This window comes from Bailinhaonella thermotolerans (assembly GCF_003594875.1).
In the GTDB taxonomy this organism is placed as follows: domain Bacteria; phylum Actinomycetota; class Actinomycetes; order Streptosporangiales; family Streptosporangiaceae; genus Bailinhaonella; species Bailinhaonella thermotolerans.
In genome coordinates this window covers 258012-282195 of sequence record NZ_QZEY01000010.1, presented here as the reverse complement: position 1 = coordinate 282195, position 24184 = coordinate 258012, and the positions used below count along the sequence as shown (strand labels likewise).

Genomic DNA, 24184 nt, shown 5'->3' with positions numbered 1-24184 from the left:
CCTCAGGCGGCGTGGAGGGCCAGCGTCGGGGAGAGCCGGGCGGCGCGGATCGCCGGGTAGAGGCCCGCGACGGTCCCGATCAGCAGCGTCGCGCCCAGCCCCGCGCCGACCGACCACGGCGGGAGCGCGAACGGCATGCCCCTGGCGAGGGCGAAGGCGTACGTCGCCGCGACGCCCAGGACCGCCCCCGCCAGGCCGCCCAGGGCCGACAGCAGCAGCGACTCCATGACGAACTGCACGCGGATCTGCCCCCGCGTCGCGCCGAGGGACCGGCGCAGGCCGATCTCGTGGCGGCGCTCCAGCACCGAGATGATCATCGTGTTGGCCACGCCCACCCCGCCGACGAGGAGCGCCACCGCGCCCAGCCCCAGGAGCAGGCTCGTGAACGCGTCCCCCGCCGCCGCCCGCGCCGCCAGCGCGTCCGAGGGCCGCCCGACCCTGACCTCCTCCGGATTGCGCGGGTTGATCGTGGCCGCCAGCAGCCCGGCCACGTCGCGCACGCGATCCTCGGCCGAGCGCTCGTAGATCGTGGTCGGGTGGCCGTCGAAGCCGAGCAGCCGCGCCGCCCCGTCCCAGCCGACCAGCGCCGACCGCTCGATCTCGGGCGCGAGCGGCAGCGCGTCCAGGATCCCGACGACCGTGAAGTACCTGTCCTCGATCCACACCTGCTCGCCGGGCGAGGTCACGCCGAGGCGCTGCGCGGCGACCGAGCCGAGGACCACCGCCGGGTAGCGGGAGTTCGCGGCGTTCAGCCAGGTCCCCGACCTCATCCCGGCGCGCAGGGTGCGCGGCAGCCCCTCGGTCGCGGCCCGCACGCTGAGCCCGCCGGTCTCCTCCTCGGGGACCTTCCCGGTACGGCGCACCGCCACGTCGAGCAGGCCGGTCGCGCCCACGTCGCGCACGCCGGGGATGCGCCCGACCATGCCCGGCGACTCCTTCGGCAGCCTGGCCTTCCCGCCGAACAACGTGTCGCCCGCCTCGGCGGTGAGCAGGTTGGTGCCGAGCGCGTCGAGCCTGCGCATGAGGTCGGCCCGGCTGGAGGCGGAGACGCCCAGCACCGCGGTCATGGTGGCGATCCCGATGGCGATCCCGAGCGCGGACAGGACCACGCGCCCGGGCCGCGTGCGCAGCCCGGCGAACGCGGTGCGCGCCGTGTCCCCGGCGCTGAGCGAGGCGGGCACGGGCCGGGGCGTCCCGGCGGCGCGGTCCCGGCGCCGTCGTCTCACGCGGCGCCCTCCCTGACGGAGTTCCCGGCCGGGGCCGCCTGGTCCGGCCGACCGGCCGGGTTCGCGGTGTCCTCGACGACGCGGCCGTCGCGGAGCCGTACCCGGCGGGGGAACGAGGCGGCGATCTCCGGGTCGTGCGTGATCACGGCGATCGTCGAGCCCTCGGCGTGCAGGTCGCGCAGCAGCGACACCACGGCCTCCCCGGAGGCGGTGTCGAGCGCGCCCGTGGGCTCGTCGGCGAGCAGCAGGAGCGGGTCGCCGGCGACCGCGCGGGCGATCGCGACGCGCTGCCGCTGCCCGCCCGACAGCTCGTGCGGCCGGTGCGTCACGCGGTCGGCGAGCCCGACCCGCTCCAGCGCCTCCGCCGCCCGCCTGCGCCGCTCACCGCGCGGGATCCCCGCGTAGAGCAGCCCCTCGGCCACGTTGTCCAGCGCGGACAGCCCCGGCGACAGATGGAACGACTGGAAGACGAACCCCAGGTGCCGCGCCCGCAGCGCCGCCAGCTCCCGGTCCGCCAGCGCGGCCACGTCGTGCCCGGCGATCCGCACGGCGCCCTCGCTCGGCAGGTCCAGCGTGCCCACGATGTGCAGCAGCGTGGACTTGCCGGACCCGGAGGGGCCGACGATCGCCACCAGCTCGCCGCGCGCGATCGTCAGGTCCACGTCCTCCAGCGCCGCGACCCCGCCCGGGTACCGCTTCGTCACCCCGGTCAGCTCCACGACGGCGGCCCCGGCGCGCCCGGCGCGGGCGGTGCCGTTCGTCTCGGCGATCACAGCGCGGGCACCCCCACCTTGACGCCCTCGGCGAGGCCGGGGCCGCTGACCTCGACGCGCCCGCCGGCGTACAGGCCGGTCTCGACCCGCACCCGGCGGGTGCGCGTCCCCTCGACCACCTGGACGGCGAAGCCGCCGCCGGGCAGCGCCAGCAGGGCCTGGACCGGCACCGACAGCACGTCCTGGGCGGTCTCGCTGCGCAGGTGGACCGTGACGGGGGCGCGGCCGAGGCCCGGGAGCCGGGCGTCCAGCGCGACCCTCACCTCGACCTTGGGCTCGCCGTCGCCCCGGCCCTCCTCGCCCTCGACGATCGCGCCGACCTCGCTGACCCGGCCCTTCACCGTCTTCCCGCCGGGCAGCTCGACCTCCACCCGGCGCCCCTCGGGGGCCAGCCGCTGGTCGTCGAGGTCCAGCTCGACGGTGACCACGCGCCGCGCGTCGGACACGGTCACCACCGGCCTGCCCGGCGACAGGGCCTCGCCGACCTTCGCCTCGGCCCGGTCCACGCGCACCTCCCCCGGGGCGAACACGATCCGGCCCATGTCCACCTCACCGGTCTCCTTCACGCCCAGACGCTCCTGCCAGCGGCGTACGGCCGCCGCGGTGAGCTCGGTGTACTCGTCGTCCACGGTGAAACCGCGGTAGCCGAGGGCGCTCAGGCTCTCCTCGAACTGGCGCACGTCGGGGCCCTCGACGCCGGGCCTCAACGGCCGGTACATCGGGCGCCCGCCGTACATCAGGCGGACGGGCTCGCCGTTCACCTCGAAGAGGCGCTCGCCGAGCCGTACGGTCCGGTCCGTGCCCCGCAGCCAGGTCAGCAGGCCCGCGGACCCGGCGGACAGCGTGCGCTCCCCGGCGTATCCGAGCGTGCCCGGCACGGTCTTGGAGTCGGTGAGGTCGCCCCGCTCCACCACGTCCACCGCCGGTGGCCGGGCGGCGGCGGGCGGGGGCGCCGCGCCGCCCCGGGTCAGCGCCACGGCCGCCGCCGCGCCGCCTCCCGTGACCGCGAGGGCCGCGACGGTCGCCGCCAGGCGTCTCAGCGCGCGCCGCCGCCGGGGTGGCCCGGCCGTCACTTCGCGGCCCCCTGGAAGATCTTCTGGCAGACCTTGGACGCCTTCTCCAGCCTGGCCCGGTCCTCGCCCTTCGGCATCGGCATCGCGGCGACGGCGTCGCCGTCGAACTTCGGATCGGGCATGTCGAACCCGTTGTCGCGCATGCAGCGGGCGTACCTGAGCATGCGGTCCTTGTCCGCCTCGCTGAGGCCCCCGGCCTTGACGCCCCCGCCGGCCTTGCCCGCGCACGCCTTCATCGCGGCGTTCGTCTTGTCCTGGCTCGCGCCCTTGGGGATGACCAGAGTCCGTTCGTTGCCGGGCTGCGGGTCGGGCATGTCCACGCCGTGCTCGCGCATGCACCGGGCGAACCGCAGCCCGCTGTCGGCGTCCGGGCCGCCGCGCGTGCTCGCCCCCGCGCCTCCCTCGGTGGCGCTCGCGGCCGCATCGGTCGTGGACGGGCCCGGAGAGCCCCCGCAGCCCGCGAGCAGGAACGCGGCGGCCGCGCCGGCGGCGGCGACGTGCCGAAGTCTCATGGTGATCCCCTTTCGCCGGAGTTCGGTGTCAGGGGCCAGGGTCCGCCGGATGCCGCTTTCGGGTCCTTTGCCGAGTTTGCTTATCTTTACGAAAGGCCTGCACAGGTACAGTCCGGGGCGTCCTTGCCGGGCGATTTTCGGATGTGAGCGGATGCGGGTGTTGGTGGTGGAGGACGAGCGCTTCCTGGCCGAGCTGGTGGCGGACGGGCTGCGGCGCGAGGCCATGGCCGTGGACGTCGCCCACGACGGGGCCTCCGCCCTGGAGAAGCTGGAGTGGGGCGACTACGACGTCGTCGTGCTCGACCGCGACCTGCCCGGCGTGTCCGGCGACGACGTGTGCCGCGAGGCCGTACGGCTCGGCCTGCCCGTGCGCGTCCTCATGCTCACCGCCTCCGGCTCCGTGCGCGAACGCGTGCGGGGGCTCGGCCTCGGCGCCGACGACTACCTGCCCAAGCCGTTCGCGTACGAGGAGCTGGTGGCCCGGGTCGTCGCCCTCGGCAGGCGCGTCGGCCGCGCGGTCCCGCCGGTGCTGGAGCGGGCGGGGATCACGCTGGACCTCGCCCGGCGGCAGGCCGTGCGTGACGGCCGGTTCCTGGCGCTGTCGCGCAAGGAGTTCGCCGTCCTCGACGTGCTCATGCGCGCCGACGGGGCGGTCGTGAGCGTGGACGAGCTGATCGACCGCGCCTGGGACGAGAACGCGGGGGAGCACACCAACGCCGTCCGCGTGACGCTGAGCAAGCTGCGCGCCAAGCTCGGCGACCCGCCGGTCATCGAGACCGTCCCGGGCGCGGGGTACCGGATCCGGTGAGGCCCGGCGAGGTGTACGGCAGGCTCACGGTGCGGGCGCGGCTCACGGCGCTGTACGGCGCGCTGCTCCTGATGGCGGGCGGCGGCCTGATCGGCCTCGTCTACACCCTCCTCCGGCAGGGCCTGTGGGGCACGCTGGCGACGGCCGTGGCCGGCCCCGCGCTCCGCATGACCGAGACGGCCCCGCTGGCCAGGACGTCCCGCGACGATCCGGCGGCGGCGCCCGCGGCCCCGGCCACCACCCCGGCCACCACCCCGGCCCCCGCGGTGCCCCCGGCCCCCACCGCCACCCCCGGCACCGCGGCGACGCCGGACCCCGGGGCGGCCGCGGCCACTCCCGCCCCGGCGTCCGCGAGTCCCGATCCCGGGCTCACCAAGGCGTACGGCCTGGACCCCGGGGCGGCGGCGGCGCTCGTAGACGGCGGGCAGCACGCGGTGACGCGGCAGGCCGTCCGGGTCCCCGCCCAACTGGCCTCGGCCTACAAGGACCTGGTCGCGGTGGCCGAGCAGGCGACCCTGGACCGCCTGCTGATCACCTCCCTCGTGGCCCTGGCCGTCTTCGCCCTGCTCTCCGTGGCCCTGGCCTGGTGGATGGCCGGCCGGGTGCTGCGCCCGGTCCACGCCATCACCGCCGCCGCCCGCCGCATCTCGGTGGACAACCTCTCCGAGCGCCTGTCCCTGCCCGGCCCCCGCGACGAGCTGAAGGAGCTCGCCGACACCTTCGACGCGACCCTCGAACGCCTGGAGGCCGCGGTGGCCGCCCAGCGCCGCTTCGTGGCCAACGCCGCGCACGAGCTGCGGACCCCTCTGACGATCCAGCGCGCCGCCGCCGAGATCGGCCTGGCCGACCCCGACCCGGACCGCGTACGGCGCGTGCGCGGCGAACTCCTGGCCCTGGCGGCGCGGAGCGAGCGCCTGATCGAGGGCCTGCTCCTGCTCTCCACCAGCGACCAGGGGCTCGATCGGCGCGAACCGGCCGCCCTGGACGAGATCGCGGCGGCCGTGACGGCGGAGCTGACGCCCGTCGCCCGGGAGCGCGGCGTGACCGTCGCGTTCGGCGCGGAGCCGTACGCCGTGGAGGGGGACCCCGTGCTGCTCGCGCACCTGGTCCGGAACCTGGTCGCGAACGCGGTCGCCCACAACCGCCCGGCCGGGGAGGTCGCCGTCCGGGTCCGCCCGGGCGGGCTGGAGGTGACGAACACGGGGGCGGAGATCTCGGCGGAGGAGGTCCCCCGGCTGTTCGAGCCGTTCCACCGGCGCACCCCGCGCCGCCACGTCCCCGGGGAGGGCGCGGGGCTGGGCCTGTCGATCGTGGACTCCATCGCGCGGGCCCACGGCGCCTCGGTGACCGCCGAGCCCAACCCCGGCGGCGGCCTGGCGGTCCGCGTGGAGTTCCCCGGCCGGCGGCCCGAGCCGACGGCCGGGGGCACGGCGGGCCCGCCGCCCCGCGGAGCGTCCCGGGCGCGGTGACACGGGCCCGGCGCCGCGTCCGGGGTTTTCGGGGGCGCGGCGCCGGCCGTTCCGGGGGAGGGGTCAGGCGAGGAGGGTCTCGCCGACGTACCCGCCGGGGGAGCAGCCCGGGGGGACGGCGAAGACGGCCGAGCCCGTCGGCGTCGTCCACTCGTTGAGGAGGTCGGCCTCGGCCAGGCTCCGCTGGATGGGGAGGAACTGGCGCTCGACGTCCGCCTGGAAGGAGGCGAAGAGCAGGCCCGTGTCCGGCTCGCCCCCCGGCGAGAGCCCGTCGTCGTAGTTGTAGACGCGGCGGAAGATCGTCGCGCCGTCCACGCGGGCGCGGCGGACGTGGGCGTACTCGGCGATGACCGGGAAGCCCGCAGGAGAGAGCCGGGTGAAGTCCGGTTCGTCGGTCTCCAGCCGCCCGGTCAGCGGGGCGCCCGTGGCCAGGGTGCGGCCCACGGTGAACTCCTTCGCCGTCCGGTCGGCCGCGTCCCAGGTCTCCATCTCGGCCCGGATGCGGCGGAGGACCAGGGTCGTGCCGCCGCCCAGCGGGCCGCCGGTGATCCAGACGGCGCGGTCGAACTCCGGCGTGCCCGGGCGCGGGTTGACCGTGCCGTCCACCTGGCCCATCACGTTGCGCTGGGTGACCCCGCGCGGCTGGGTGAGGAGGCCGCGGCGGAAGCCCCGCTGGACCCAGCGCACGCGGGCGAAGGACCGGGCGTCCTTGACCGTCATGCGGAGGGCGTGCGCGACGGTGAGCGGGTCGTCGGCGCAGATCTGGAGCAGCAGGTCGCCGCCGCTCCAGCGCTCCTCCAGCCGGTCGATCCGCTTGAACGGCGGCAGCGGCTCGACCGGGGACGCCAGCCCGGCCCGGCGGAACAGGCCGGGGCCGAACCCGAACGTCACCGTCAGCCGCGCGGGGACGGCGGCCAGCTCGGGCTCGGTGTCGGCGAGGGCGGGATGGCCCGCGGCGAGCCGCCGCACGTCGTCGGTGAGCAGGCGCAGCATGCGGACGACGGCTTCGCGGCCGGTGTCCTTGAGCAGGTCGAACGCCACGAACGCCGCGTGCGCCTGCGGGTCCGTCGCGATCCCGGCCTGGTGCGGCCCGTGGAACGGCTCGACGGCGCGCCCGCCGTCCCCGGGCGTCAGGGGAGCGGCCGAGGCGGAGGCCGGCGTCGCGCCCGCCGCGCCCGCCGCGAGGGCGCCGACGGCGGCGGCGCCCCCCGCGAACAGGCCTCTGCGGGTGAGGTCGGTCATCCCGCTCAGCCCTCGTGCTTCATGCCGGGCTGGTAGTCCTCCTTCGCGCCGGCGAAGTCCTTGCCGATCGCGGTGAACTCCAGCTTCCCGCCGTCCTTGAGGGTGAGCGTGAACGGCACCTGCGCCCCGGGCTCCACCGCCCCGGTGACGCCCATGAGCATGATGTGGTCGCCGCCGGGCTTGAGCTCGTGGCTCCCGCGCGCCGGGATCACGAACCCGCCCTCCTTGGGCCGCATCATCATCTTGCCCTTGACGTCGGCGACCTCGTGCAGCTCCACCTTGGGCGACAGCGGCGAGGACCCGGAGAGCACCGTGATCTCCGCGTCCGAGTTGTTGACCAGCGTCCCGAAGGCCGCGGTCATCCCCTTCTTGGTGGTCTTCACCCAGGGGTCGGTGATCGTCAGCCCGGCCCGGGCGGGCGCGGACGCGGAGGCGGCGGCGGAGCCGGAGCCGGCCGCGGGGGCCGCCGCGGGCTCGGCGGTGTCCCCGGAACCGCCGCATCCGGCCACCGCCGTGAGGGCGGCGGCGGCGAGCAGGCACGCGGAGACGGTACGACGAACGAACATGGGAAACGCCTTTCCGATTTGGGCCGCCCGGCGCACGACGACGCGCCCCGGCGGCTCAACGCCACAGTGATCGGGCACACCGGGGAATCCCGGCGTGGAGGAGACCGGTCGGCCCCGGGACCGCGCACGGCACGGTGACGCGCCCGCGTCCGCCGTACGGCGGGCACGCGGGGACGGATCGGGGGGCCGGGCCGCGAACGGGAAGCGCGGCCGGCGTGGTGACCGGTGGGAGGGAACGCCTCAGCGGGAGGCGGCGGCCGGGGCGGGCGGCCCCCGGCGGATCACGGTGTGGCGGAGTACGGCGGAGCGCGGGACGCGGGGCCGCACGTCGCGCGGAACGGCGAGGAAGACGGTGTGGGCGGGATCGACGCGCGCGAGGAGCAGCACGCGCAGCCGTACGCCCAGGCGGCGCAGCAGGGACCACAGCAGGGCCTCGCCCCGGGCCAGCCACAGCGCGGTCAGGCCCACCGCCCACCCGTGCATGACCAGCATGCCCAGCCCCGGCGTGAGCCCGGCGTGGGCGTGCCCGGCCTGGACCGCGGGGTCGGCGGCGTGCGAGAGCGAGAACAGCGCGTGCAGCCCGCCCTGGAGCGCGAGCAGCAGCGGCAGGATCACCGCGAAGGGCCGCTCCCGCCCGGCGAGCGCGAACGCCGCCGCGAACGAGGCCACCAGGCCGGCCAGCGCCACCGGGGACGAGACCCCGCCCCCGGCGACGAGGTGCGCCAGCACGCCCAGCCCCAGGGACACCACCGCGAACGCGGCGGCCCTGGCGGCGCGGAAGGGCAGGCTGGCACTCATGACGACCCCAATGATCCCACGCCCGCCCTCCGCCCCGGCGGGGGACGTCAGCGGGAGAGGTGGCGGCTGATGACCAGGCGCTGGATCTGGTTGGTGCCCTCGAAGATCTGGGTGATCTTGGCTTCGCGCATGTAGCGCTCGGCGGGGAAGTCGCGGGTGTAGCCGTAGCCGCCGAGGACCTGGACGGCGTCGGTGGTGACCTTCATCGCGGCGTCGGTGCAGACGAGCTTGGCGACGCTGGCGTTGCGGCCGTACGGCAGGCCGGCGTCGCGGCGGCGGGCGGCGTCGAGGTACGTCGCGCGGGCGGAGTCCACGGCGGCGGCCATGTCCGCGAGCAGGAACCCGAGCCCCTGATGGTCGATGATCTTGCGGCCGAACTGGGTGCGCTCGTTGGCGTACCGCACCGCGACGTCGAGGGCGGCCTGCGCGAGCCCGGTGGCGCAGGCGGCGATGCCGAGGCGGCCGGAGTCGAGCGCGCTGAACGCGATCTGCAGCCCCTGCCCCTCCTCGCCGATCAGCCGGTCGGAGTCGATCACGGCGCCGTCCCAGTGCGCGCTGGTGGTGGGGATCGCGTGCAGCCCCATCTTCTGCTCGGGCCGCCCGAACGTCAGCCCCTCCGCCCGCCCCGGCGCGAGGAAGCAGGACACGCCCCGGCTGCCCTCCCCGGTCCGCGCGAACAGCGCGTAGAAGTCCGCCCGCCCGCCGTGCGTGATCCACGCCTTGGTGCCGGAGATCCGGTACCCGGTCTCCACCCGCTCCGCCCGGCAGTTCAGCGCGCCCGCGTCCGACCCGGCCTGCGGCTCGGACAGGCTGTACCCGCCGATCACCTTCCCGGCGAGCATGTCCGGCAGCCAGCGGTCCCGCTGCTCCGCCGTGCCGTACGTCGCCAGCGGGAAGCACGACAGCCCGTGCACGCTCACCGCCACGGCCACCGCCGCCCACCGCGCCGCCAGCTCCTCGAGCACCTGGAGGTACACCTCATACGGCTGGCCGCCGCCGCCCATCTCCTCGGGGTACGGCAGGCCGAGCAGCCCGGCCTCGCCCAGCTTGGCGAACAGCCCCTCGGGGTAGGTCTCGTCGCGCTCGTGCTCCTCGACCCGGGTCGCCAGCTCCTTGTCGGCGAAGTCCCGCGTGAGGTCGAGGAGGTCGCGCGCCTCCTGGGTGGGCAGCAGTCGGACGACGGCCACGTTCTCTCCTGACGGCGATGTCGGCTACAGGATCCGCCCGCGGGTCTCCACCCGGGTTCGCCGGGCGCGGAGATCCGATGCGGGCAAGCCCGATGTTCTCGTACCCGTGCATCATGCCCCGTCAGGGGCGACGCCGACCATTCCCGGTTCGATCATGAACTACCGCCGCGGGGCCGTGAGCCCGCGCGGTGGTCCCGGCGGGCGTCAGGGCGCGATGAGGCGGTCGGCGAGGGGGCTGCGGGCGTAGAGGACGGCGCGGCCGGAGCGGGCCCGGGTCACCAGCCCGGCGTCGGCGAGGACGCGCAGATGCTGGGAGACGGCGCCGGGCGTCACGGCGAGGCGGTGCGCCAGCTCGGTGGTCGACGCGGGGCCGTCCAGCTCCATGAGGATCGCGGCCTTGGGAGCGCCGATCAGGGCGGCGACCGCGCCCGGCGGGCGGGGCGAGGCCGTCTCCCACAGCGTGGCCACGCCCCGCGCCGGGTAGATGACCATGGGCGGGGCGTCCTCGGCGATCGGGCCCATGGCCTTGTGCGCGAAGACGGACGGCACCAGCAGCAGGCCCTGGCCGGAGACGTGGACATGGTTGTGGATGGCCCGGCCGGCCACGACGCGGAGGATCCCGTCGCGCCACTCCACGTTGGTGTGCAGGTCGGCGAAGAGCGCCCGCGCCCCGCCGAGGGCCAGGCTCCGGGCCCGGTGGACGGTGTCGGCCTCCAGCAGGCTCCGCATCCTCGGCCAGTGCGGGGCCATCGCGCGCCGCCAGTACTCCTCCAGCAGGTCCGCGATCCGGTCGCGCACCCGCTCCGGGTCGCCGCGCAGCCGTTCGGGGACCGCGCCCCAGTGGGCGGTCGCGATGTCGGCCGCGACGACGGCGGGCGGGGTCCGCCGGATCTGCTCCAGCTCCGGCCCGATGTCGGTGAGCAGCCCGGAGGGGCGCGGGGTGAGGAAGTCGGGGATCCAGTTGTGCGGCCCGACCAGCGAGAGCAGCAGGCCGTCGTGGAGGCCGTCCAGCACCGGGCGGGCCGAGCGCGTCCAGGGCAGGTGCAGCGCGTGGCGGCCGGGGCTGCGCGCCGCGCGCAGGCTGAGCACGGTCTCCTGGAGCGGCGACATGCCGAAGCGCGTGTCGGCGAGGTCGCCCACGTCCAGATAGATCTCAATCATTTAGGACAATTCTAAATCTATACCGGTGGTGAGTTCTTCGTGGTGGTCTGCCGGTTATGCGAAGACTGCTCCCACCGCGCGGCCCCCTGCGGCTGTACGCGCTGATGACGCTGTTGGACTCGGTCGGCCTGGGGCTGTTCCTCACCGGCGGCGTGCTGTACTTCACCCGGGTCGCCGGGCTGTCGGCGGTGGAGGTCGGCGCGGGCATGTCGGCCGCGATGGTGGTGGGCGTGGCCGTCTCCATCCCCGCCGGGCGGCTCGGCGACCGGTACGGCCACCGCGGGCCGCTCCTGGCGCTCAACCTGGCCAAGGCCGTCCTGTTCGGGGCGTACCTGTTCGTGCACTCGTTCCCGGCGTTCTTCGCGGTCGTCTGCCTGATCTCGCTGGCCGAGAGCGCGTCCCGCCCGCTGCGCCACGCCTACCTGGCCCGCCTCGCCGCCCCGGAGGAGCGCGTGGCCGCCCGGGCGTACAACCGCGTGATGATCAACCTCGGCGCCTCCGCCGGGACCCTCGTCGCCGGGCTGGCCCTGGCGGTGGACACCCCCGCGGCGTACCGGCTCCTGGTCGCCGGCAACGCGGTGAGCTTCCTCCTGGTCGCGGGGGTGCTGCCCCGGCTGCCGAGGTTCGACCCGATCCCCGCCGAGGGCCGGCGCGGGGTCCTCGCCGACCGGCGCTACCTGCTGATGGCCGTGCTCTGCGGCCTGATGCTCGTCCACGCCGACCTGCTGGAGGTGGCCCTCCCCCTGTGGGTCGTCAGTCACACCGAGGCCCCCGGGTGGGTGGTCTCCGCCCTGTTCCTGTGCAACACCGTGCTGGCCATCCTGTTCCAGGTCCGCGCGTCCCGGGGCGTGGAGACCACCGGGGCGGGCGCCCGCGCCGTACGGCGGTCCGGCCTCGCCGTGCTGGCCGGCTGCCTGGTCCTCGCCACCACCGGCGCCCTGCCGCCCGTCCCCGCGACGGCCGTGCTCCTCGGCGGAGTCGCCCTCGTCACGGCCGCCGAGCTGCTGTCCAGCGCCGGCGGCTGGGCGATCTCCTACGGGCTGGCCCCGGAGGGCCGGCAGGGGGAGTACCAGGGCGCGTGGACCCTCGGCAGTCAGCTCGCCCGGGCCTGCGGGCCCGTCGCGATCACCGCCTCCTTCACCGCCTTCGGCGCCGGCGCGTGGCTGGTCCTCGGCGGGTTCTTCGCGGTGATCGCCACCCTCGTGGTCCCGGCCCTGCGCGTGGCCGGGCCCCGTCCGGCTCCGGTCAGCCCCTGAGCCCGGCCCCGGCCGGCCCGGGCCGGGGCCGCCCCGGCCCTCCACCGGGGCGGCCCCGCGCCGATCGAATGGACGTGGGGTTGTCGTGGAGGCTGGAGCCGTCCGAGCGGCGCGAGGGCCCGCGTCAGTTCGGGGCGGGCCGGGGGGCCGCCTTCCCGGTGAAGACCCGGGCGGAGAGGGCGGTCAGCAGCAGGGCCGCGGCCGTCAGCGCGGCGCTGGTCCAGACGGGGCCGACGGCGGCCAGGCCCGTGCCGAGGGTGGGGGCGGCCACCAGCGGCCCCGCGACGGCGCCCAGGTTGAGGGCGGCCGTGGCGTAGGAGCCGGACATGGCCGGGGCCCCCGGGGACTCGTAGAGGACCCGGGTGATGAGGGTGCTCCCCACGGCGAAGGACAGCGCCCCCTGGACGAACGCGAGCGGCAGCAGCGCGTACGGCTCGCCCGCCGACGTGGCCAGGGTGATCCAGCCGAGGAGCAGGAGGGGGCCGCCGGCGGCCAGGACGAGGCCGGGACGCCGGTCGGACAGGCGCCCGGCGGCGGTGACGCCCGCGAACGAGCCCAGGCCGAACAGGACGAGGGCGACCGAGACCCACAGAGGGCCCAGGGCGGCCGGTCCGGTGACGACGAGGGCGAAGAAGGTGAGGGTGCCGAACGTCGCCGCGTTCACCAGGGCGCCCAGCAGCATCATCAGGAGCAGCCGGGGCCTGCGCAGCTCGGCGAGTTCACGCCGCAGGTCCGGCGCGGCGGCTCCGCCGGGACGCGGCGCGGGGATCCCGCGCAGCACGCCGAGGGCCGCGGGCAGGCAGAGGAGGGCCACCGCCCAGAAGGTGGCCCGCCAGCCGAGCAGCGCGCCCAGCAGCGCCCCGCCCGGCACCCCGGCGACGGTCGCGACGGTCGTGCCGCCCAGCAGCACGGACAGCGCCCGCCCCTTCGCGTCCGGCGGGACCAGCCCGGCGGCCGTCGAGACCGCGACCGCGAGGAATCCCGCGTTCGCGAGCGCCGCGACGACCCGGGTGGCGAGGAGTACGGCGAAGTCGCCGGTGAGCGCCCCGACGACGTGCGCGGCCAGGAACACCAGGACGAAGACCAGCAGGCTGGACCGCCCCGGCCGGTTGCGGGCGAGCGCCGCCATGAGGGGCGCGCCCACGACCATCCCGACGGCGAAGCCCGAGGTGAGCAGCCCTGCCGTACCGGCGGAGACGCCGAGGTCGGCGGCGATGCCGGGCAGCAGCCCGGCGAGCATGAACTCCGAGGTCCCCATGGCGAACACGGCCACGGCGAGCAGGTGGAGAGCGAGAGGCATCGAGTGACTCCGAGGTGAGAGAGATCGCGTGAGACGTCTCGTCACCCCGGCCAGCGGCCCGAGGGACACCCCCGCATGGCGGGACGGTGTGAAAGGTCAGTGGTTCAGGGAGCTGACGGGGTGACCGAAAGCCCCCACCTTGGATGCCTCAGGACTCGACATGCCCCCCACCATATCCACCCGCCCCGCCACCGGCCACGCCATTTCCGCCGGGCCCGCCGGCATGTCCGGCCGGGCTCCCTCGGCCGTGTGCTCCTGGGCGATCCACCCGTCGGGCGCGGGGGAAGGCGGACGAACGCCGCGATATGGGGAAAACGCGGTAGGTAATCGGAAGGGCCGATATCGTACGAGGTCCACTGAGGAGACCGGAGGGGCTGCTGGATGCGGAAGCTGGGGCTGGGGTTGGCGGTCCTCGGAGTGCTCCTGGCGGGAGCCGGGTGCGGAGGGACGAAGAACGAGGTGGGACGGCTGCTGCCGGTGGCCGCGCCGTCGTCGGAGGACCGTCCCGCGCCCACCGATCCCCCCGCGCCGACGCCTGAGCCCGGGGAGAGCGAGACCGCGGATCCGGGGCGGCCGGCGGCCGGGACCAAGGTCGTCACCTCGTCCGACCGCAAGCGCGGGATCTCGGTGCCCGAGGGCTGGAAGCGGATGGAGCTGAACCGCGACGCCTCGATCGAGGTGGGGGACACCGGGGTCCAGGAGTTCGTGATCGTCATCACGGACAAGCGGGCGGCGGCGCCCAGCCTCGGGGAGTACACCAAGGTCGTGGTGGGGAACCTGCGGAAGAGCGTGAAGAACCCCCAGGTGACGGGGCCCGAGCGGACCGTCATCAACGGGATGCAGGCCCGGCGCTACTCCGTCGTCGCCTCGCACCCCTCCGCCGGGAAGGTCGCCTACTACCTGACGACCGTGCAGGGGCGCACCGGATACCACCAGATCCTCGCGTGGACCTCGGCCGCGCACGCCCCCGCCGCCGAGCCGGGGCTGAACTCGATCATCACCTCGTTCCACGAACTCCCCCGCTGACCGGCCGCCCGGCCAGTCCGCCCGGTTCCGGCGGCAGGCCGCGCTCCGGCTCCGCTCCGGCCGCGTTCCGGCGGGTCCCGGCGCGCCCGGCCGTACTCCCGCCTCGCCGTCCGCCGGGGGCCCGTCGTAGGCTGCTGCGCCTCACGATCGCGTCCACCGGAGCCCACATGAGCGAGACCGGCGAGGTCACCACCTGCCACCGGCACCCGAAGCGGGAGACCTACGTCCGCTGCGTCCGCTGCGACCGTCACGTCTGCGCGGACTGCCGGCGTGACGCGGCGGTCGGGTTCCAGTGCCTCGACTGCGTGCGCGAGGGCAACCGGACGCTGCGTCCCGCCCGCACGGTCTTCGGCGGGACCGCGCGGGCCGCGCCGGTCCTGACGTACGCGCTGATCGGGCTCAACATCGCGGCGTACGTCGCGGAGCTGGCGGTGCCGGGGTTCCTCGGCCGGTTCGAGCTGATCGGGCTGGAGCTGATGGACGGGGCGGGCAGCCGGTGGCAGTACGACGGCGGCCACACGTTCGGGATGGACGTCGTGGGGGTCGCCGCCGGGGAGTGGTACCGCCTGCTGACGGCGGCGTTCCTGCACCTGCTCCCGACCTCCGGGCACTTCGGGATCCTGCACATCGTCGTGAACATGTTCTGGCTGTGGTCCCTCGGGCGCGTGGTCGAGGAGCAGCTCGGGCGGGCGCGCTTCCTCGCGCTGTACCTGCTGTCGGCGCTGGGCGGGTCGGTGCTGCACTACCTGATCGCGCCGCAGTCCCCGGCTGTCGGCGCGTCCGGCGCGGTGTTCGGGCTGGCCGCCGCGTACTTCGTGATCGGCCGCCGGCTCGGGCGCGACCCCGGCGGGGCGACCCGGCTGCTGGTGTTCTTCGTGCTCTGGATGGTGATCTCGGCCGGGTTCTCGTCCTGGCAGGGGCACCTGGGCGGGCTGCTCGCCGGGGGCGCGCTCACCCTGGCCTTCGCCCACGCCCCGGCGGCCCGCCGTACGGCGGTGCAGGCGGCGGCGGGGGGCGGGCTGTTCGTGCTGCTGGCGGCGCTGGCGGTGTACCGGACGGGCACGCTGCTCGCCGGTATTTGACCGGTCGTTCCAGTAATGGGTAGCGTGGGCGGATGGCGCGCACGAAGGAGTTCGACCCCGACGCCGTCCTGCACCGGGCCATGGAGCTGTTCTGGCGGCGCGGGTACGACGGCACCTCGATGGCCGACCTGGTCGAGCACCTGGGCATCGGCCGCGCCAGCCTCTACGCCACCTTCGGGGGCAAGCGCGAGCTGTACGAGAAGGCGCTCGACCGCTACCTGAGGATGCGGGACCCCGACCCGGTGGCGGTGCTGTCGGCCCCCGGCCCGGCGCTGCCCGCCGTACGCGCCCTGGTCGAGAGGTACGTCGAGGAGGCGTCGCGCGGCCTGCTCGGGTGCATGGTGGTGAACACCGCGGTCGAGCTGATGGGCGCCGACCCCGGGCTGGCCCGCCGGGTGGAGTCCTCCTGGCGCGACCTGGAGGACGCCCTGGCCGGGGCGTTCGCCCGGGCCCAGGCCGGAGGGGAGCTGCCCGGGGACCGCGACCCCCGGGCCCTGGCCGCCCTGGTCCTGGTCTTCCTGCAGGGCCTGCAGGTGATGGGGAGGGCCGAGAGCCCGGACACGGCGCGCCTGCGGGCCGCCGCCGCCCAGTTGGACGCCCTCCTCGCCTAGCCGTTCGCTGACGCCGTGAGAACGCCTCGCCTGTCATATCCGGAAATGTCGGGCGCAATTCCGTCGCCGCGCCGGTAAAGCGGCCGTCCCGCGCGCCCCGGTGGTCCCGGGACGCCCGCGCGCCTCCCCGACCTGCGGTTCCTCGCCGCGACATAACAACGGAACCTGCGAGTTATATCGGTTTCCTGAGATATCTGCGATCTCTATGGTGTGCCCCCGCATCGGACGCCTCGCCGACGAACGGAGCGGTCCATGAAGAGGATGAGATCGCGGATGATCGGGCTCGTGGCCGCGCTGCTCCTCGTGGCGGCGGGGTGCGGGGGCGAGCCCCCCGGCGGGGGCGGCGGGCCGGGCGCGGGGGCGAAGGTGGCGTTCCTGATGCCCGACATCGCCTCGACGCGGTACGAACTGTACGACGCGCCCCTGTTCAAGGCGCGGATGAAGCGGCTCTGCCCGAGCTGCGAGGTGCTGTACCAGAACGCCGACGCCGACGCCGCCAAGCAACAGCAGCAGGCCGACTCGATGATCGCCCAGGGCGTGAAGGTCATCGTGATCGACCCGGTGGACTCGGCCGCGGCGGCCACGATCGTGCGGGCCGCGCGGGCGCAGAACATCCCGATCATCGCCTACGACCGGCCCATCCCGGCCGTCCGCGCCGACTACTACGTCTCCTTCGACAACGAGAGGATCGGGGCGCTGATCGCGGGATCGCTCGTGGACCGGCTCAGGGAGACGAAGGCCGAGGGCGGCGTGCTGATCGTGAACGGATCCCCCACGGACGCCGCCGCCGGGCTGATCAAGAAGGGCGTCCACAGCGCGGTGGACCCGAGCGGGTTCGAGGTGCTGGCGGAGTACGACACCCCCGGGTGGCAGCCGAGCAAGGCCCAGGAGTGGGTGAGCGGGCAGATCGCGAAGTTCCCCGGGCGGATCGCCGGGGTGGTCGCGGCCAACGACGGCACCGGCGGCGGGGCGATCGCCGCGTTCAAGGCCGCGAACGTGAAGGTCCCCCCGGTGAGCGGGAACGACGCCGAGCTGGCGGCGGTGCAGCGGATCGTGGCGGGCGACCAGTACAACACGATCTCCAAGCCCATCAGGATCGTGGCCGAGGCGGCGGCGGACGTCGCTCACGGGTTCCTGCGGGGCGAGCGCCCGCCCGCGCGGGCGACGTTGTTCGACACGCCCTCGCAGCTCTTCACCCCCACGGTGGTGACCAGGGAGAACGTGGCGAAGGAACTGCTCGGGCCGGGCGGGCCGCTCAAGGCCGGGCAGGTCTGCACCGCGCCGTACAAGGCGGCCTGCGACGCGCTGGGAATCCGCTGATGGACGGGGACGTGCTGGCCCTGCGCGGGATCAGCAAGACCTTCGGGGCGGTGGCCGCGCTCACGGACGTGGACCTGGACGTCGCGCCGGGCGAGGTCGTGGCCGTGGTCGGCGACAACGGCGCGGGCAAGTCCACGCTGGTCAAGATCCTGGCGGGGGTGCACCCGCCGGACGCCGGGACGATCACCTTCGGGTCCGGGCGGGTCGTGATCTCGGGCCCCGCCGACGCGCATCGCCTCGGCATCGCCACGGTCTTCCAGGACCTCGCGCTGTGCGAGAACCTCGACGTCGTCGGGAACCTCTTCCTCGGGCGCGAGCCGCGCGGCCTGCGGCTGGACGAGGTGGCGATGGAGGTGCGGTCCTGGGAGCTGCTGGGGCGGCTCTCCGCGAACATCCCCTCGGTGCGGGTGCCGGTGGCCGCGCTGTCCGGCGGGCAGCGGCAGACGGTCGCGATCGCGCGGTCCCTGCTGGCCGACCCCCGGGTGGTGCTGCTCGACGAGCCGACCGCCGCGCTCGGGGTGGCGCAGACCGCCGAGGTGCTGAACCTCATCCGCAGGCTCCGCGACCGCGGTCTCGGCGTGATCATGGTCAGCCACAACATGGCCGACGTGAAGGCCGTCGCCGACCGCGTCGCCGTGCTCCGGCTCGGGCGGAACAACGGCGTCTTCGCCGCCGGCGAGGTCACCCAGGAGGACATCATCGCCGCGATCACCGGCGCCGCCGACAACGCCGCGCCGGGCCGTACGGCGTCCGCGTCAGGCCCTGCCGAGCCCCCGTCAGGCCGTACGGCGTCCGCGCGGGCCGGTACGGAGTCCCCGCCGGGCCGTACGGCGTCGGCGCGGGACGACCGGGAGCCGCGGCGCGCGGAGGAGGGGAGCCGGCCGTGACGGAGCTGCGCACCCGGCCCGCGCCGGCCCCGCCCCCGGGCGGCCTGCGCGCGGCCGCGCGGACCACGCTCGACCGGGTTCGCGGCGGTGACCTGGGCGTCCTCCCGGTCGTCGCCGGGCTGGCGGTGATCTGGACGGTGTTCCAGTCGCTGAACCCGATCTTCCTGTCCAGCACCAACCTGGTGAACCTCACGCTGGAGTCCGCCTCGGTCGGCGTGATCAGCCTGGGCGTGGTGTGCGTGCTGCTCGTCGGCCAGATCGACCTGTCCGTGGGCTCGATCAGCGGGCTGTCGGCGGCCGTCATGGCGGTGCTGTACGTGGACCGGGGGCTGCCCGCGGTCGTGGCCGTGCCCGCCGCCGTCCTGCTGGGCTGCGTGATCGGCTGGGTCTACGGGCAGATCTTCAACCGGTTCGGCGTGCCCAGCTTCGTGATCACCCTGGCCGGGCTGCTGGGCCTGCTCGGCGTGCACCTGTGGCTGCTCGGCCCCAAGGGCGCGGTCAACCTGCCGTTCGACTCCGGGCTCGTGCGGTTCGCCCAGCTCGCCTTCGTCCCGCCCTGGCTGTCGTACACGCTGGTCGTCGTGGCGGCGGCCGGCCTGTTCGCGAGCGGGCACGCCCACGCCAGGGCACGCCGCGCGGCCTCGCTGCCGGCCGTCTCGACGCGGTGGCTGCTCGCGCGCAGCGTCCTGCTGCTGGCCGGGCTCGGGGCGGCCGTGCACTACCTCAACCGGACGCGGGGCGTGGGCTGGATGTTCGTGCTGTTCCTGGCGCTCGTGCTGGCGCTGCACTACGTCCTGTCCCGGACGCGGTACGGCAGGGCGGTGTACGCCGTGGGCGGCAACGCGGAGGCGGCCCGGCGGGCGGGCATCGACGTGCGCCGCGTCTACACCTCGGCGTTCGTGCTGGGCACCACGCTCGCGGCGGTGGGCGGCGTGCTGGCGGCGGCGCGGCTCGCGGCCGTCAACCAGAGCAGCGGCGGCGGCGACGTGAACCTCAACGCGATCGCGGCGGCGGTCATCGGCGGGACCAGCCTGTTCGGCGGGCGCGGCACGGCGTTCGCGGCGCTGCTCGGGGTCCTGGTGATCCAGTCCATCTCCAGCGGGCTGACCCTGCTCAACCTGGACTCCTCGTTCCGGTTCATGGTCACCGGCGCGGTGCTGCTGCTCGCGGTCGGGGTGGATTCGGTCGCCCGCAGGTCGCGTGCGTCGCATGGGCGGGCATAGGGGGACCATGGCCGCCATCTGCGTGGACGCCGGCACCACGATGATCAAGGCCGTGGGCTACGACGACCACGGCCGCGAGTCGGCGATCGCCCGGCGCCCCGCCGGCGTGGACCGGCCGCGCGCCGGCTGGGCCGAGCAGGACATGGACGCGGTGTGGGAGACGGCCGCGGAGTGCGTGCGCGAGGTCGCGGCCCGGCTCGGCGCGGTGGAGTTCCTCGCCGTCACCGCCCAGGGCGACGGGTGCTGGCTGGTGGACGCCGAGGGCGCCCCGACCGGCCCGGCGATCCTGTGGAACGACGGGCGCGCGGCGGACGTGGTGGACGCCTGGGCGGCCGGCGGCGTTCTCACGGAGGCGGCCCGCCTCACGGGCTCGCCGGTGTTCGCCGGGCTGCCCTGCGCGATCCTCGCCTGGCTGCGCGACCGGGACCCCGGGCGGCTGGAGCGGTCGGCCGCCGCGCTCACCTGCGGCGGCTGGCTCTTCGCCCGGCTCACCGGGCGGATCGCGATCGACCCGTCCGACGCCTCGGTGCCGTTCGCCGATCCCGCCACGGGGGAGTACTCCCCCGCGCTGCTGTCCCTCTACGGCCTGGAGTGGGCCCGCCGCCTGCTCCCCGAGCCGCTGCCGGACGACGGCCGCGCCGCCCCGCTGACCCCGCGGGCCGCCGCCCGGCTCGGCCTGCGCCCCGGCCTCCCGGTGGTGCTCGCGCCGTACGACGTCCCGGCCACGGCGATCGGCACCGGCGCGACCGAGCCCGGCCGGGCCTGCGTCGTCCTGGGCACCACGATCTGCACGGCGGTCGTGATGGATCCGGCCGTCCCCGTGGGCGCTCCCACCGGCTTCACCGTCGCGCTCGGGCCGCCGGGCCGCCTGCTGCGGGTCTTCCCCACCCTGGCCGGGACCGAGGTGATCGACTGGGCCTGCCGCCTGCTGTCCCTGGGCGGCCCGGCCGAACTCGGCGACCTCGCCGCGTCCTGCCCGGCCGGGGCGGGCGGGCTGGTGTTCCTGCCGTACCTGTCGCCGTCGGGGGAACGCGCCCCCTTCCTCGACCCCGACGCGCGCGGAGCCCTCGTGGGCCTCACGCTGGACCACGGCCCGCCGCACGTCGCCCGGGCCGTCCTGGAAGGTCTCACGCTGACCATCCGCGACTGCCTGGAGGCGTCCCCGGTCCGCCCCTCCGACCTGCGCCTGTGCGGCGGGGGCTCATCCAGCCCCCTGTGGCGGCGCCTCATCGCGGCCGTCGCGGCCCTGCCCGTCCTCGGCAGCCCCGACGCCGAGGCCGGGGCCCGCGGCGCCCACCTGACGGGCCTGCGCGCCCTCGGCCTGGACCCGCCGCGCGCCGCCGTTCCGGAGGAGCCGCCTCCCGGGGAGCCCGGGGAGCCCGGCGGCGTCTCGGAGTGGGCGCGGATCGCGCCGCCTCCCGCGCCGGACGTGCCCGGCGGCGTCGCCGTACACGAGCTGGAGCGGCCCGATCCGGCGCTGGTGGCGCGGTACGACGCGCTCTACCGGCGGTTCCTCCAGGTGCGGCGGGCCGTCTCGGAGACGTGGGGGTGAGCGGCGTCTGGGTCGGGGTGGACCTCGGCACGCAGAGCGCGCGGGCGCTGGTGGCGACGGGGACCGGCCGGGTCGCCGGGCTCGGGGTGGAGCGGCTGGCGAGCCTGCGGGACGGGACGCGGCACGAGCAGGACCCGGACGCGTGGTGGCGGGCGGTGGGGGCCGCCTGCCGGAGGGCGCTGGCCCAGGCGGACGAGCCGCGGGAGGTGCGCGGGATCGCGGTCGCGGCGACCTCGGGGACCGTCCTGCTCACGGACCGGCGGGGCGAGCCGCTGACGCCGGGGCTGATGTACGACGACGGGCGGGCGGCCGGGCTCGTGGACCGGGTGAACGAGGCGGGCGCGCGGGTCTGGGAGGACCTGGGGTACCGGCGCATGCAGCCGACCTGGGCGCTGCCCAAGGTGCTGTGGCTGCTGGGGGAGCACCGCCGGCCCGGGGCGCGCCTGGCGCACCAGGCGGACTTCGTGAACCGGCGGCTGACCGGCCACGAGGTGCCGGCCGACCTCGGCGGGGCGCTCAAGACGGGCGCGCACCTGGTGGACGAGGACTGGCCGCGCGACGTGCTGGACGCCCTCGGCGTGCCCGCGGACCTGCTGCCGCGGCTGGTACGGCCGGGCGCCCTCATCGGCACGGTGTGCGCGGACGCCGCCCGGCACACCGGCCTCCCGGTCGGCACGCCGGTCGTGGCGGGGACCACGGACGGGTGCGCGGCGCAGATCGGGGCGGGCGCGCTGCGGCCGGGAGACTGGAACTCGGTGCTCGGCACGACCCTGGTGATCAAGGGGGTGACGCGGGAACCGCTGCGGGACCCCCTCGGCGTGGTCTACTCGCACCGCGCGCCGGACGGCGGCTGGTGGCCGGGCGGGGCGTCGAGCACCGGCGCGGGCGTGATCGCGCGGGAATTTCCGGGCCGGGATCCCGAGGAGCTGATCTCCCTCGCGGAGACCTGTCACCCGGCCAAGCCGGTCGCGTATCCGCTGGTGGGAACCGGTGAGCGCTTCCCGTTCGCCGCCCCGGACGCGGAGGGCTTCGTGCTCGGCGGGCCCCCGGCGTCGGAGGGCGAGCGCATGGCCGCGCTGCTGGCGGGAATCGGCTTCGTGGAGCGGTTGTGCTTCGACCACTTCGACCTGCTGGGGGCTCCGGTGGAAGGGCCGCTGACCCTGACGGGGGGCGCGACGCGAAGCGCCCGCTGGTGCGCGCTGCGCGCGGAGATTCTCCGCCGTCCGGTGCTGCTGCCGGAGAACTCCGAGCCCGCCCTGGGCGCGGCCGTGCTCGCCGCATCCCCCGGGCGGCGCCTCGCCGACGTCGCCGCGGAGATGGTGCGGATCCGCCGCACCGTCGAGCCGCGGCCCGGGCGCCGTTTCGACGACGCCTACCTGCGTCTCGTCGGGGAACTGGCGCGCCGGGGCTGGCTGCCCGCGGAGCTCGCCGCGCACGCGACCGAAAGGACCGGCCTATGACGAGAATCGTCCTGGTACGACATGGTCAGACCGAATGGCATACGGACAACCGATACGCGGGGAGCACGGACGTCGGACTGACCCCGTACGGCCGGGAGCAGGCGCGGCGGCTCGCCCGCTGGGCCGAGGGCGCGGGGCTCGCCGCCGTCTACTCCTCGACCCTGGCCAGGGCGAGGGAGACCGCGCGGGCGGCCGCCGAGGCCGCGGGGCTCTCGCCGTACGAGGACCACCGGCTGTGCGAGCTGGACTTCGGGGCGGGCGAGGGGCTGACCACGGCCGACATGCGGCGCAGGTTCCCCCGGGCGCTGGCCGCGTTCCACGCCGACCCGGTGGCCTGCCACCTGCCCGGGGGCGAGGACCCGGTCAAGGCGGCGCGGCGGTTCGTGGACTGCCTGGGAGACGTGGCGGCCGGGCACCCCGGCGGGCGGGTGCTGGTCGTGGCGCACCGCACGGTGATCCGGCTCGGGCTGTGCGAGCTGCTGGGCGTGCCGCTGCGGAAGTACCGCCGGTCGTTCCCCGAGCTGCGCAACTGCTCGCTGACGGAGATCGAGCTGGGCGCGGACGGCGCCGCGCTGCTGGAGTTCAACGTGCCTCCGTGCCGGGGTGGCTGCTAGATGACCCGCCTGCTGGCCGCCGGAGACCACTTCGTGCTGAACCGCCTGATCGTCGAGGCCGTGCGGGCCGCGGCGGACGGGGCCGCGGACCTGGAGATCGGGGAGCTGGAGCTGCCCTGGCCGCTGGAGCCGTTCGGGCCGGTCGCGGAGGTGGACGAGGCGTCCGGCACCGAGGACGAGCTGATCGGGGCGCTGGGCGGCGCGGAGATCTGCGTGACGCAGCTGGCGCCGCTCACCGCCCGTGTGCTGGCGGCGTGCCCGGACCTGCGGCTGGCCTGCGTCACCCGGGGCGGGCCGGTCAACGTCAACCTGGCCGCCGCCGCCCGCCACGGCGTCGCCGTCTGCGCGGCGCCCGGGCGCAACGCCGCCGCCACCGCCGAGCACGCCGTGGGCCTGATCCTCGCCGCGATCCGCCGCATCCCGTCCACGCACGGGGAACTGCTGGCGGGCCGGTGGCGGGGCGACCACTACCGCTACGACGCGGTCGGCCCCGAACTGGACGGCGCGACCGTGGGCCTGGTGGGGTACGGCGCGGTCGGCCGGCGCGTCGCCCGCGCCCTGGCGGGCCTCGGCGCCCGCGTCCTGGTCTCCGACCCGTACGCCCGGGACGTGCCCGGAGACGTGGAGCGCGTCCCCCTGGGCGACCTGCTGCGGCGCAGCCTCGTCGTCTCCCTCCACGCGCGCGCCACCGAGGAGACCGCCGGCCTGATCGGCGCCGCGGAGATCGCCGCGATGCCGTACGGATCGATCCTGGTGAACTGCGCCCGGGGGGCTCTCCTGGACTACGACGCCCTGTGCGACGCCCTGGACTCAGGCCACCTCTACGCGGCGGCCCTCGACGTCTACCCGGCCGAGCCCCTGCCGCCCGGCTCCCGCCTGCTCACCACCCCCGGCCTCACCCTCACCCCCCACATAGCCGGGGCCAGCCGCGAGACGGCCGAGAAGGCGGCGCGCATCGCCGCCGCCGAGGTCGCCCGCCATCTGACCGGCGCCCCCCTCCGCCACCGGGTCACCCCTGACGACCGGGCGTGATCACGA

Annotated in this window: 23 protein-coding genes; 13 read left to right on the top strand and 10 right to left on the bottom strand. The window is 75.8% G+C overall.

What is annotated here, in order from left to right:
* Positions 1 to 2: 2 nt before the first annotated feature.
* From D5H75_RS24835 to D5H75_RS24820, 4 genes are read right to left on the bottom strand one after another with little or no spacing between them, the layout of a single operon-like run.
* Positions 3 to 1226: an ABC transporter permease gene (locus D5H75_RS24835; RefSeq protein WP_119928926.1), complete on the bottom strand. Its 1224-nt coding sequence runs from the start codon at positions 1224 to 1226 to the stop codon at positions 3 to 5.
* Entirely contained in the window at positions 1223 to 1999 is a 777-nt protein-coding gene (locus D5H75_RS24830; protein ID WP_119928925.1) for an ABC transporter ATP-binding protein, read from the bottom strand. The genes D5H75_RS24835 and D5H75_RS24830 overlap by 4 nt, the downstream gene beginning before the upstream one ends.
* Entirely contained in the window at positions 1996 to 3072 is a 1077-nt protein-coding gene (locus D5H75_RS24825) for a peptidoglycan-binding protein (protein WP_119928924.1), read from the bottom strand. The genes D5H75_RS24830 and D5H75_RS24825 overlap by 4 nt, the downstream gene beginning before the upstream one ends.
* Positions 3069 to 3584, bottom strand: a complete 516-nt coding sequence (locus D5H75_RS24820; protein WP_119928923.1) for a hypothetical protein — start codon at positions 3582 to 3584, stop codon at positions 3069 to 3071. The genes D5H75_RS24825 and D5H75_RS24820 overlap by 4 nt, the downstream gene beginning before the upstream one ends.
* A gap of 151 nt (positions 3585 to 3735) precedes the next feature.
* Here D5H75_RS24820 and D5H75_RS24815 point away from each other — a divergent pair, with 151 nt between their 5' ends.
* The gene (locus tag D5H75_RS24815) at positions 3736 to 4392 is read left to right on the top strand and encodes a response regulator transcription factor (protein ID WP_119928922.1); all 657 of its coding nucleotides are present in this window, start codon (positions 3736 to 3738) and stop codon (positions 4390 to 4392) included.
* Positions 4389 to 5861, top strand: coding sequence for a sensor histidine kinase (locus D5H75_RS44260; protein ID WP_202638469.1), 1473 nt, complete (start codon positions 4389 to 4391; stop codon positions 5859 to 5861). The genes D5H75_RS24815 and D5H75_RS44260 overlap by 4 nt, the downstream gene beginning before the upstream one ends.
* Positions 5862 to 5924: 63 nt before the next feature.
* Here D5H75_RS44260 and D5H75_RS24805 read toward each other — a convergent pair whose 3' ends face one another.
* The 5 genes from D5H75_RS24805 to D5H75_RS24785 all read right to left on the bottom strand — a co-directional run bounded on the left by D5H75_RS24805 (position 5925) and on the right by D5H75_RS24785 (position 10815).
* Positions 5925 to 7103: a Dyp-type peroxidase gene (locus D5H75_RS24805; RefSeq protein ID WP_119928921.1), complete on the bottom strand. Its 1179-nt coding sequence runs from the start codon at positions 7101 to 7103 to the stop codon at positions 5925 to 5927.
* Between the two features lie 5 nt (positions 7104 to 7108).
* Positions 7109 to 7669, bottom strand: coding sequence for a copper chaperone PCu(A)C (locus tag D5H75_RS24800; RefSeq protein WP_119928920.1), 561 nt, complete (start codon positions 7667 to 7669; stop codon positions 7109 to 7111).
* 240 nt (positions 7670 to 7909) lie between these two features.
* Entirely contained in the window at positions 7910 to 8467 is a 558-nt protein-coding gene (locus D5H75_RS24795; protein ID WP_119928919.1) for an MFS transporter, read from the bottom strand.
* 47 nt (positions 8468 to 8514) lie between these two features.
* A complete protein-coding gene (locus D5H75_RS24790) occupies positions 8515 to 9654 on the bottom strand; it encodes an acyl-CoA dehydrogenase family protein (RefSeq protein ID WP_119928918.1) in 1140 nt (379 codons plus the stop codon).
* A gap of 204 nt (positions 9655 to 9858) precedes the next feature.
* Complete coding sequence (locus D5H75_RS24785; RefSeq protein ID WP_119928917.1) at positions 9859 to 10815, bottom strand: ArsR/SmtB family transcription factor; 957 nt, start codon at positions 10813 to 10815, stop codon at positions 9859 to 9861.
* Between the two features lie 56 nt (positions 10816 to 10871).
* Here D5H75_RS24785 and D5H75_RS24780 point away from each other — a divergent pair, with 56 nt between their 5' ends.
* The gene (locus D5H75_RS24780) at positions 10872 to 12071 is read left to right on the top strand and encodes an MFS transporter (RefSeq protein WP_119928916.1); all 1200 of its coding nucleotides are present in this window, start codon (positions 10872 to 10874) and stop codon (positions 12069 to 12071) included.
* Positions 12072 to 12195: 124 nt separating this feature from the next.
* Here D5H75_RS24780 and D5H75_RS24775 read toward each other — a convergent pair whose 3' ends face one another.
* Entirely contained in the window at positions 12196 to 13371 is a 1176-nt protein-coding gene (locus D5H75_RS24775; RefSeq protein ID WP_119928915.1) for a Cmx/CmrA family chloramphenicol efflux MFS transporter, read from the bottom strand.
* A 381-nt stretch (positions 13372 to 13752) separates the two neighbouring features.
* On the opposite strand from D5H75_RS24775, the gene D5H75_RS24770 reads away from it, so the two are divergent.
* The 10 genes from D5H75_RS24770 (at position 13753) to D5H75_RS24725 (ending at position 24178) form a co-directional block, all read left to right on the top strand.
* Positions 13753 to 14397: a hypothetical protein gene (locus D5H75_RS24770; protein ID WP_119928914.1), complete on the top strand. Its 645-nt coding sequence runs from the start codon at positions 13753 to 13755 to the stop codon at positions 14395 to 14397.
* A gap of 167 nt (positions 14398 to 14564) precedes the next feature.
* On the top strand, positions 14565 to 15479 hold the full coding sequence (locus D5H75_RS24765; RefSeq protein WP_119928913.1) for a rhomboid family intramembrane serine protease: 915 nt from the start codon (positions 14565 to 14567) through the stop codon (positions 15477 to 15479).
* A gap of 32 nt (positions 15480 to 15511) precedes the next feature.
* The gene (locus D5H75_RS24760; protein ID WP_119928912.1) at positions 15512 to 16090 is read left to right on the top strand and encodes a TetR/AcrR family transcriptional regulator; all 579 of its coding nucleotides are present in this window, start codon (positions 15512 to 15514) and stop codon (positions 16088 to 16090) included.
* Between the two features lie 252 nt (positions 16091 to 16342).
* Positions 16343 to 17410, top strand: coding sequence for a substrate-binding domain-containing protein (locus tag D5H75_RS24755; protein ID WP_119928911.1), 1068 nt, complete (start codon positions 16343 to 16345; stop codon positions 17408 to 17410).
* On the top strand, positions 17410 to 18297 hold the full coding sequence (locus D5H75_RS24750; RefSeq protein ID WP_119928910.1) for an ATP-binding cassette domain-containing protein: 888 nt from the start codon (positions 17410 to 17412) through the stop codon (positions 18295 to 18297). The genes D5H75_RS24755 and D5H75_RS24750 overlap by 1 nt, the downstream gene beginning before the upstream one ends.
* Entirely contained in the window at positions 18294 to 19520 is a 1227-nt protein-coding gene (locus tag D5H75_RS24745; protein ID WP_119928909.1) for a sugar ABC transporter permease, read from the top strand. Before D5H75_RS24750 ends, D5H75_RS24745 begins: the two co-directional genes overlap by 4 nt.
* Positions 19507 to 21072 carry an FGGY-family carbohydrate kinase gene (locus D5H75_RS24740; RefSeq protein ID WP_242454491.1) on the top strand — a complete coding sequence of 522 codons (1566 nt, stop codon included), beginning with the start codon at positions 19507 to 19509 and terminating at the stop codon, positions 21070 to 21072. The genes D5H75_RS24745 and D5H75_RS24740 overlap by 14 nt, the downstream gene beginning before the upstream one ends.
* Positions 21069 to 22532: an FGGY-family carbohydrate kinase gene (locus D5H75_RS24735; protein ID WP_242454490.1), complete on the top strand. Its 1464-nt coding sequence runs from the start codon at positions 21069 to 21071 to the stop codon at positions 22530 to 22532. Before D5H75_RS24740 ends, D5H75_RS24735 begins: the two co-directional genes overlap by 4 nt.
* Positions 22529 to 23146 carry a histidine phosphatase family protein gene (locus D5H75_RS24730; protein ID WP_119928906.1) on the top strand — a complete coding sequence of 206 codons (618 nt, stop codon included), beginning with the start codon at positions 22529 to 22531 and terminating at the stop codon, positions 23144 to 23146. Before D5H75_RS24735 ends, D5H75_RS24730 begins: the two co-directional genes overlap by 4 nt.
* A complete protein-coding gene (locus D5H75_RS24725; protein WP_119928905.1) occupies positions 23147 to 24178 on the top strand; it encodes an NAD(P)-dependent oxidoreductase in 1032 nt (343 codons plus the stop codon).
* The last annotated feature ends 6 nt before the right edge of the window (positions 24179 to 24184 follow it).

Bases quoted from the DNA above. Each gene is read 5' to 3' on its own strand.
- D5H75_RS24795 (WP_119928919.1), bottom strand. From the start codon at position 8,467: ATGAGTGCCAGCCTGCCCTTCCGCGCCGCCAGGGCCGCCGCGTTCGCG.
- D5H75_RS24775 (WP_119928915.1), bottom strand. From the start codon at position 13,371: ATGCCTCTCGCTCTCCACCTGCTCGCCGTGGCCGTGTTCGCCATGGGG.
- D5H75_RS24805 (WP_119928921.1), bottom strand. From the start codon at position 7,103: ATGACCGACCTCACCCGCAGAGGCCTGTTCGCGGGGGGCGCCGCCGCC.
- D5H75_RS24780 (WP_119928916.1), top strand. From the start codon at position 10,872: ATGCGAAGACTGCTCCCACCGCGCGGCCCCCTGCGGCTGTACGCGCTG.
- D5H75_RS24725 (WP_119928905.1), top strand. From the start codon at position 23,147: ATGACCCGCCTGCTGGCCGCCGGAGACCACTTCGTGCTGAACCGCCTG.
- D5H75_RS24750 (WP_119928910.1), top strand. From the start codon at position 17,410: ATGGACGGGGACGTGCTGGCCCTGCGCGGGATCAGCAAGACCTTCGGG.
- D5H75_RS24815 (WP_119928922.1), top strand. From the start codon at position 3,736: ATGCGGGTGTTGGTGGTGGAGGACGAGCGCTTCCTGGCCGAGCTGGTG.
- D5H75_RS24770 (WP_119928914.1), top strand. From the start codon at position 13,753: ATGCGGAAGCTGGGGCTGGGGTTGGCGGTCCTCGGAGTGCTCCTGGCG.
- D5H75_RS24800 (WP_119928920.1), bottom strand. From the start codon at position 7,669: ATGTTCGTTCGTCGTACCGTCTCCGCGTGCCTGCTCGCCGCCGCCGCC.
- D5H75_RS24760 (WP_119928912.1), top strand. From the start codon at position 15,512: ATGGCGCGCACGAAGGAGTTCGACCCCGACGCCGTCCTGCACCGGGCC.
- D5H75_RS24740 (WP_242454491.1), top strand. From the start codon at position 19,507: ATGGGCGGGCATAGGGGGACCATGGCCGCCATCTGCGTGGACGCCGGC.
- D5H75_RS24765 (WP_119928913.1), top strand. From the start codon at position 14,565: ATGAGCGAGACCGGCGAGGTCACCACCTGCCACCGGCACCCGAAGCGG.
- D5H75_RS24755 (WP_119928911.1), top strand. From the start codon at position 16,343: ATGAAGAGGATGAGATCGCGGATGATCGGGCTCGTGGCCGCGCTGCTC.
- D5H75_RS24785 (WP_119928917.1), bottom strand. From the start codon at position 10,815: ATGATTGAGATCTATCTGGACGTGGGCGACCTCGCCGACACGCGCTTC.
- D5H75_RS24820 (WP_119928923.1), bottom strand. From the start codon at position 3,584: ATGAGACTTCGGCACGTCGCCGCCGCCGGCGCGGCCGCCGCGTTCCTG.
- D5H75_RS24730 (WP_119928906.1), top strand. From the start codon at position 22,529: ATGACGAGAATCGTCCTGGTACGACATGGTCAGACCGAATGGCATACG.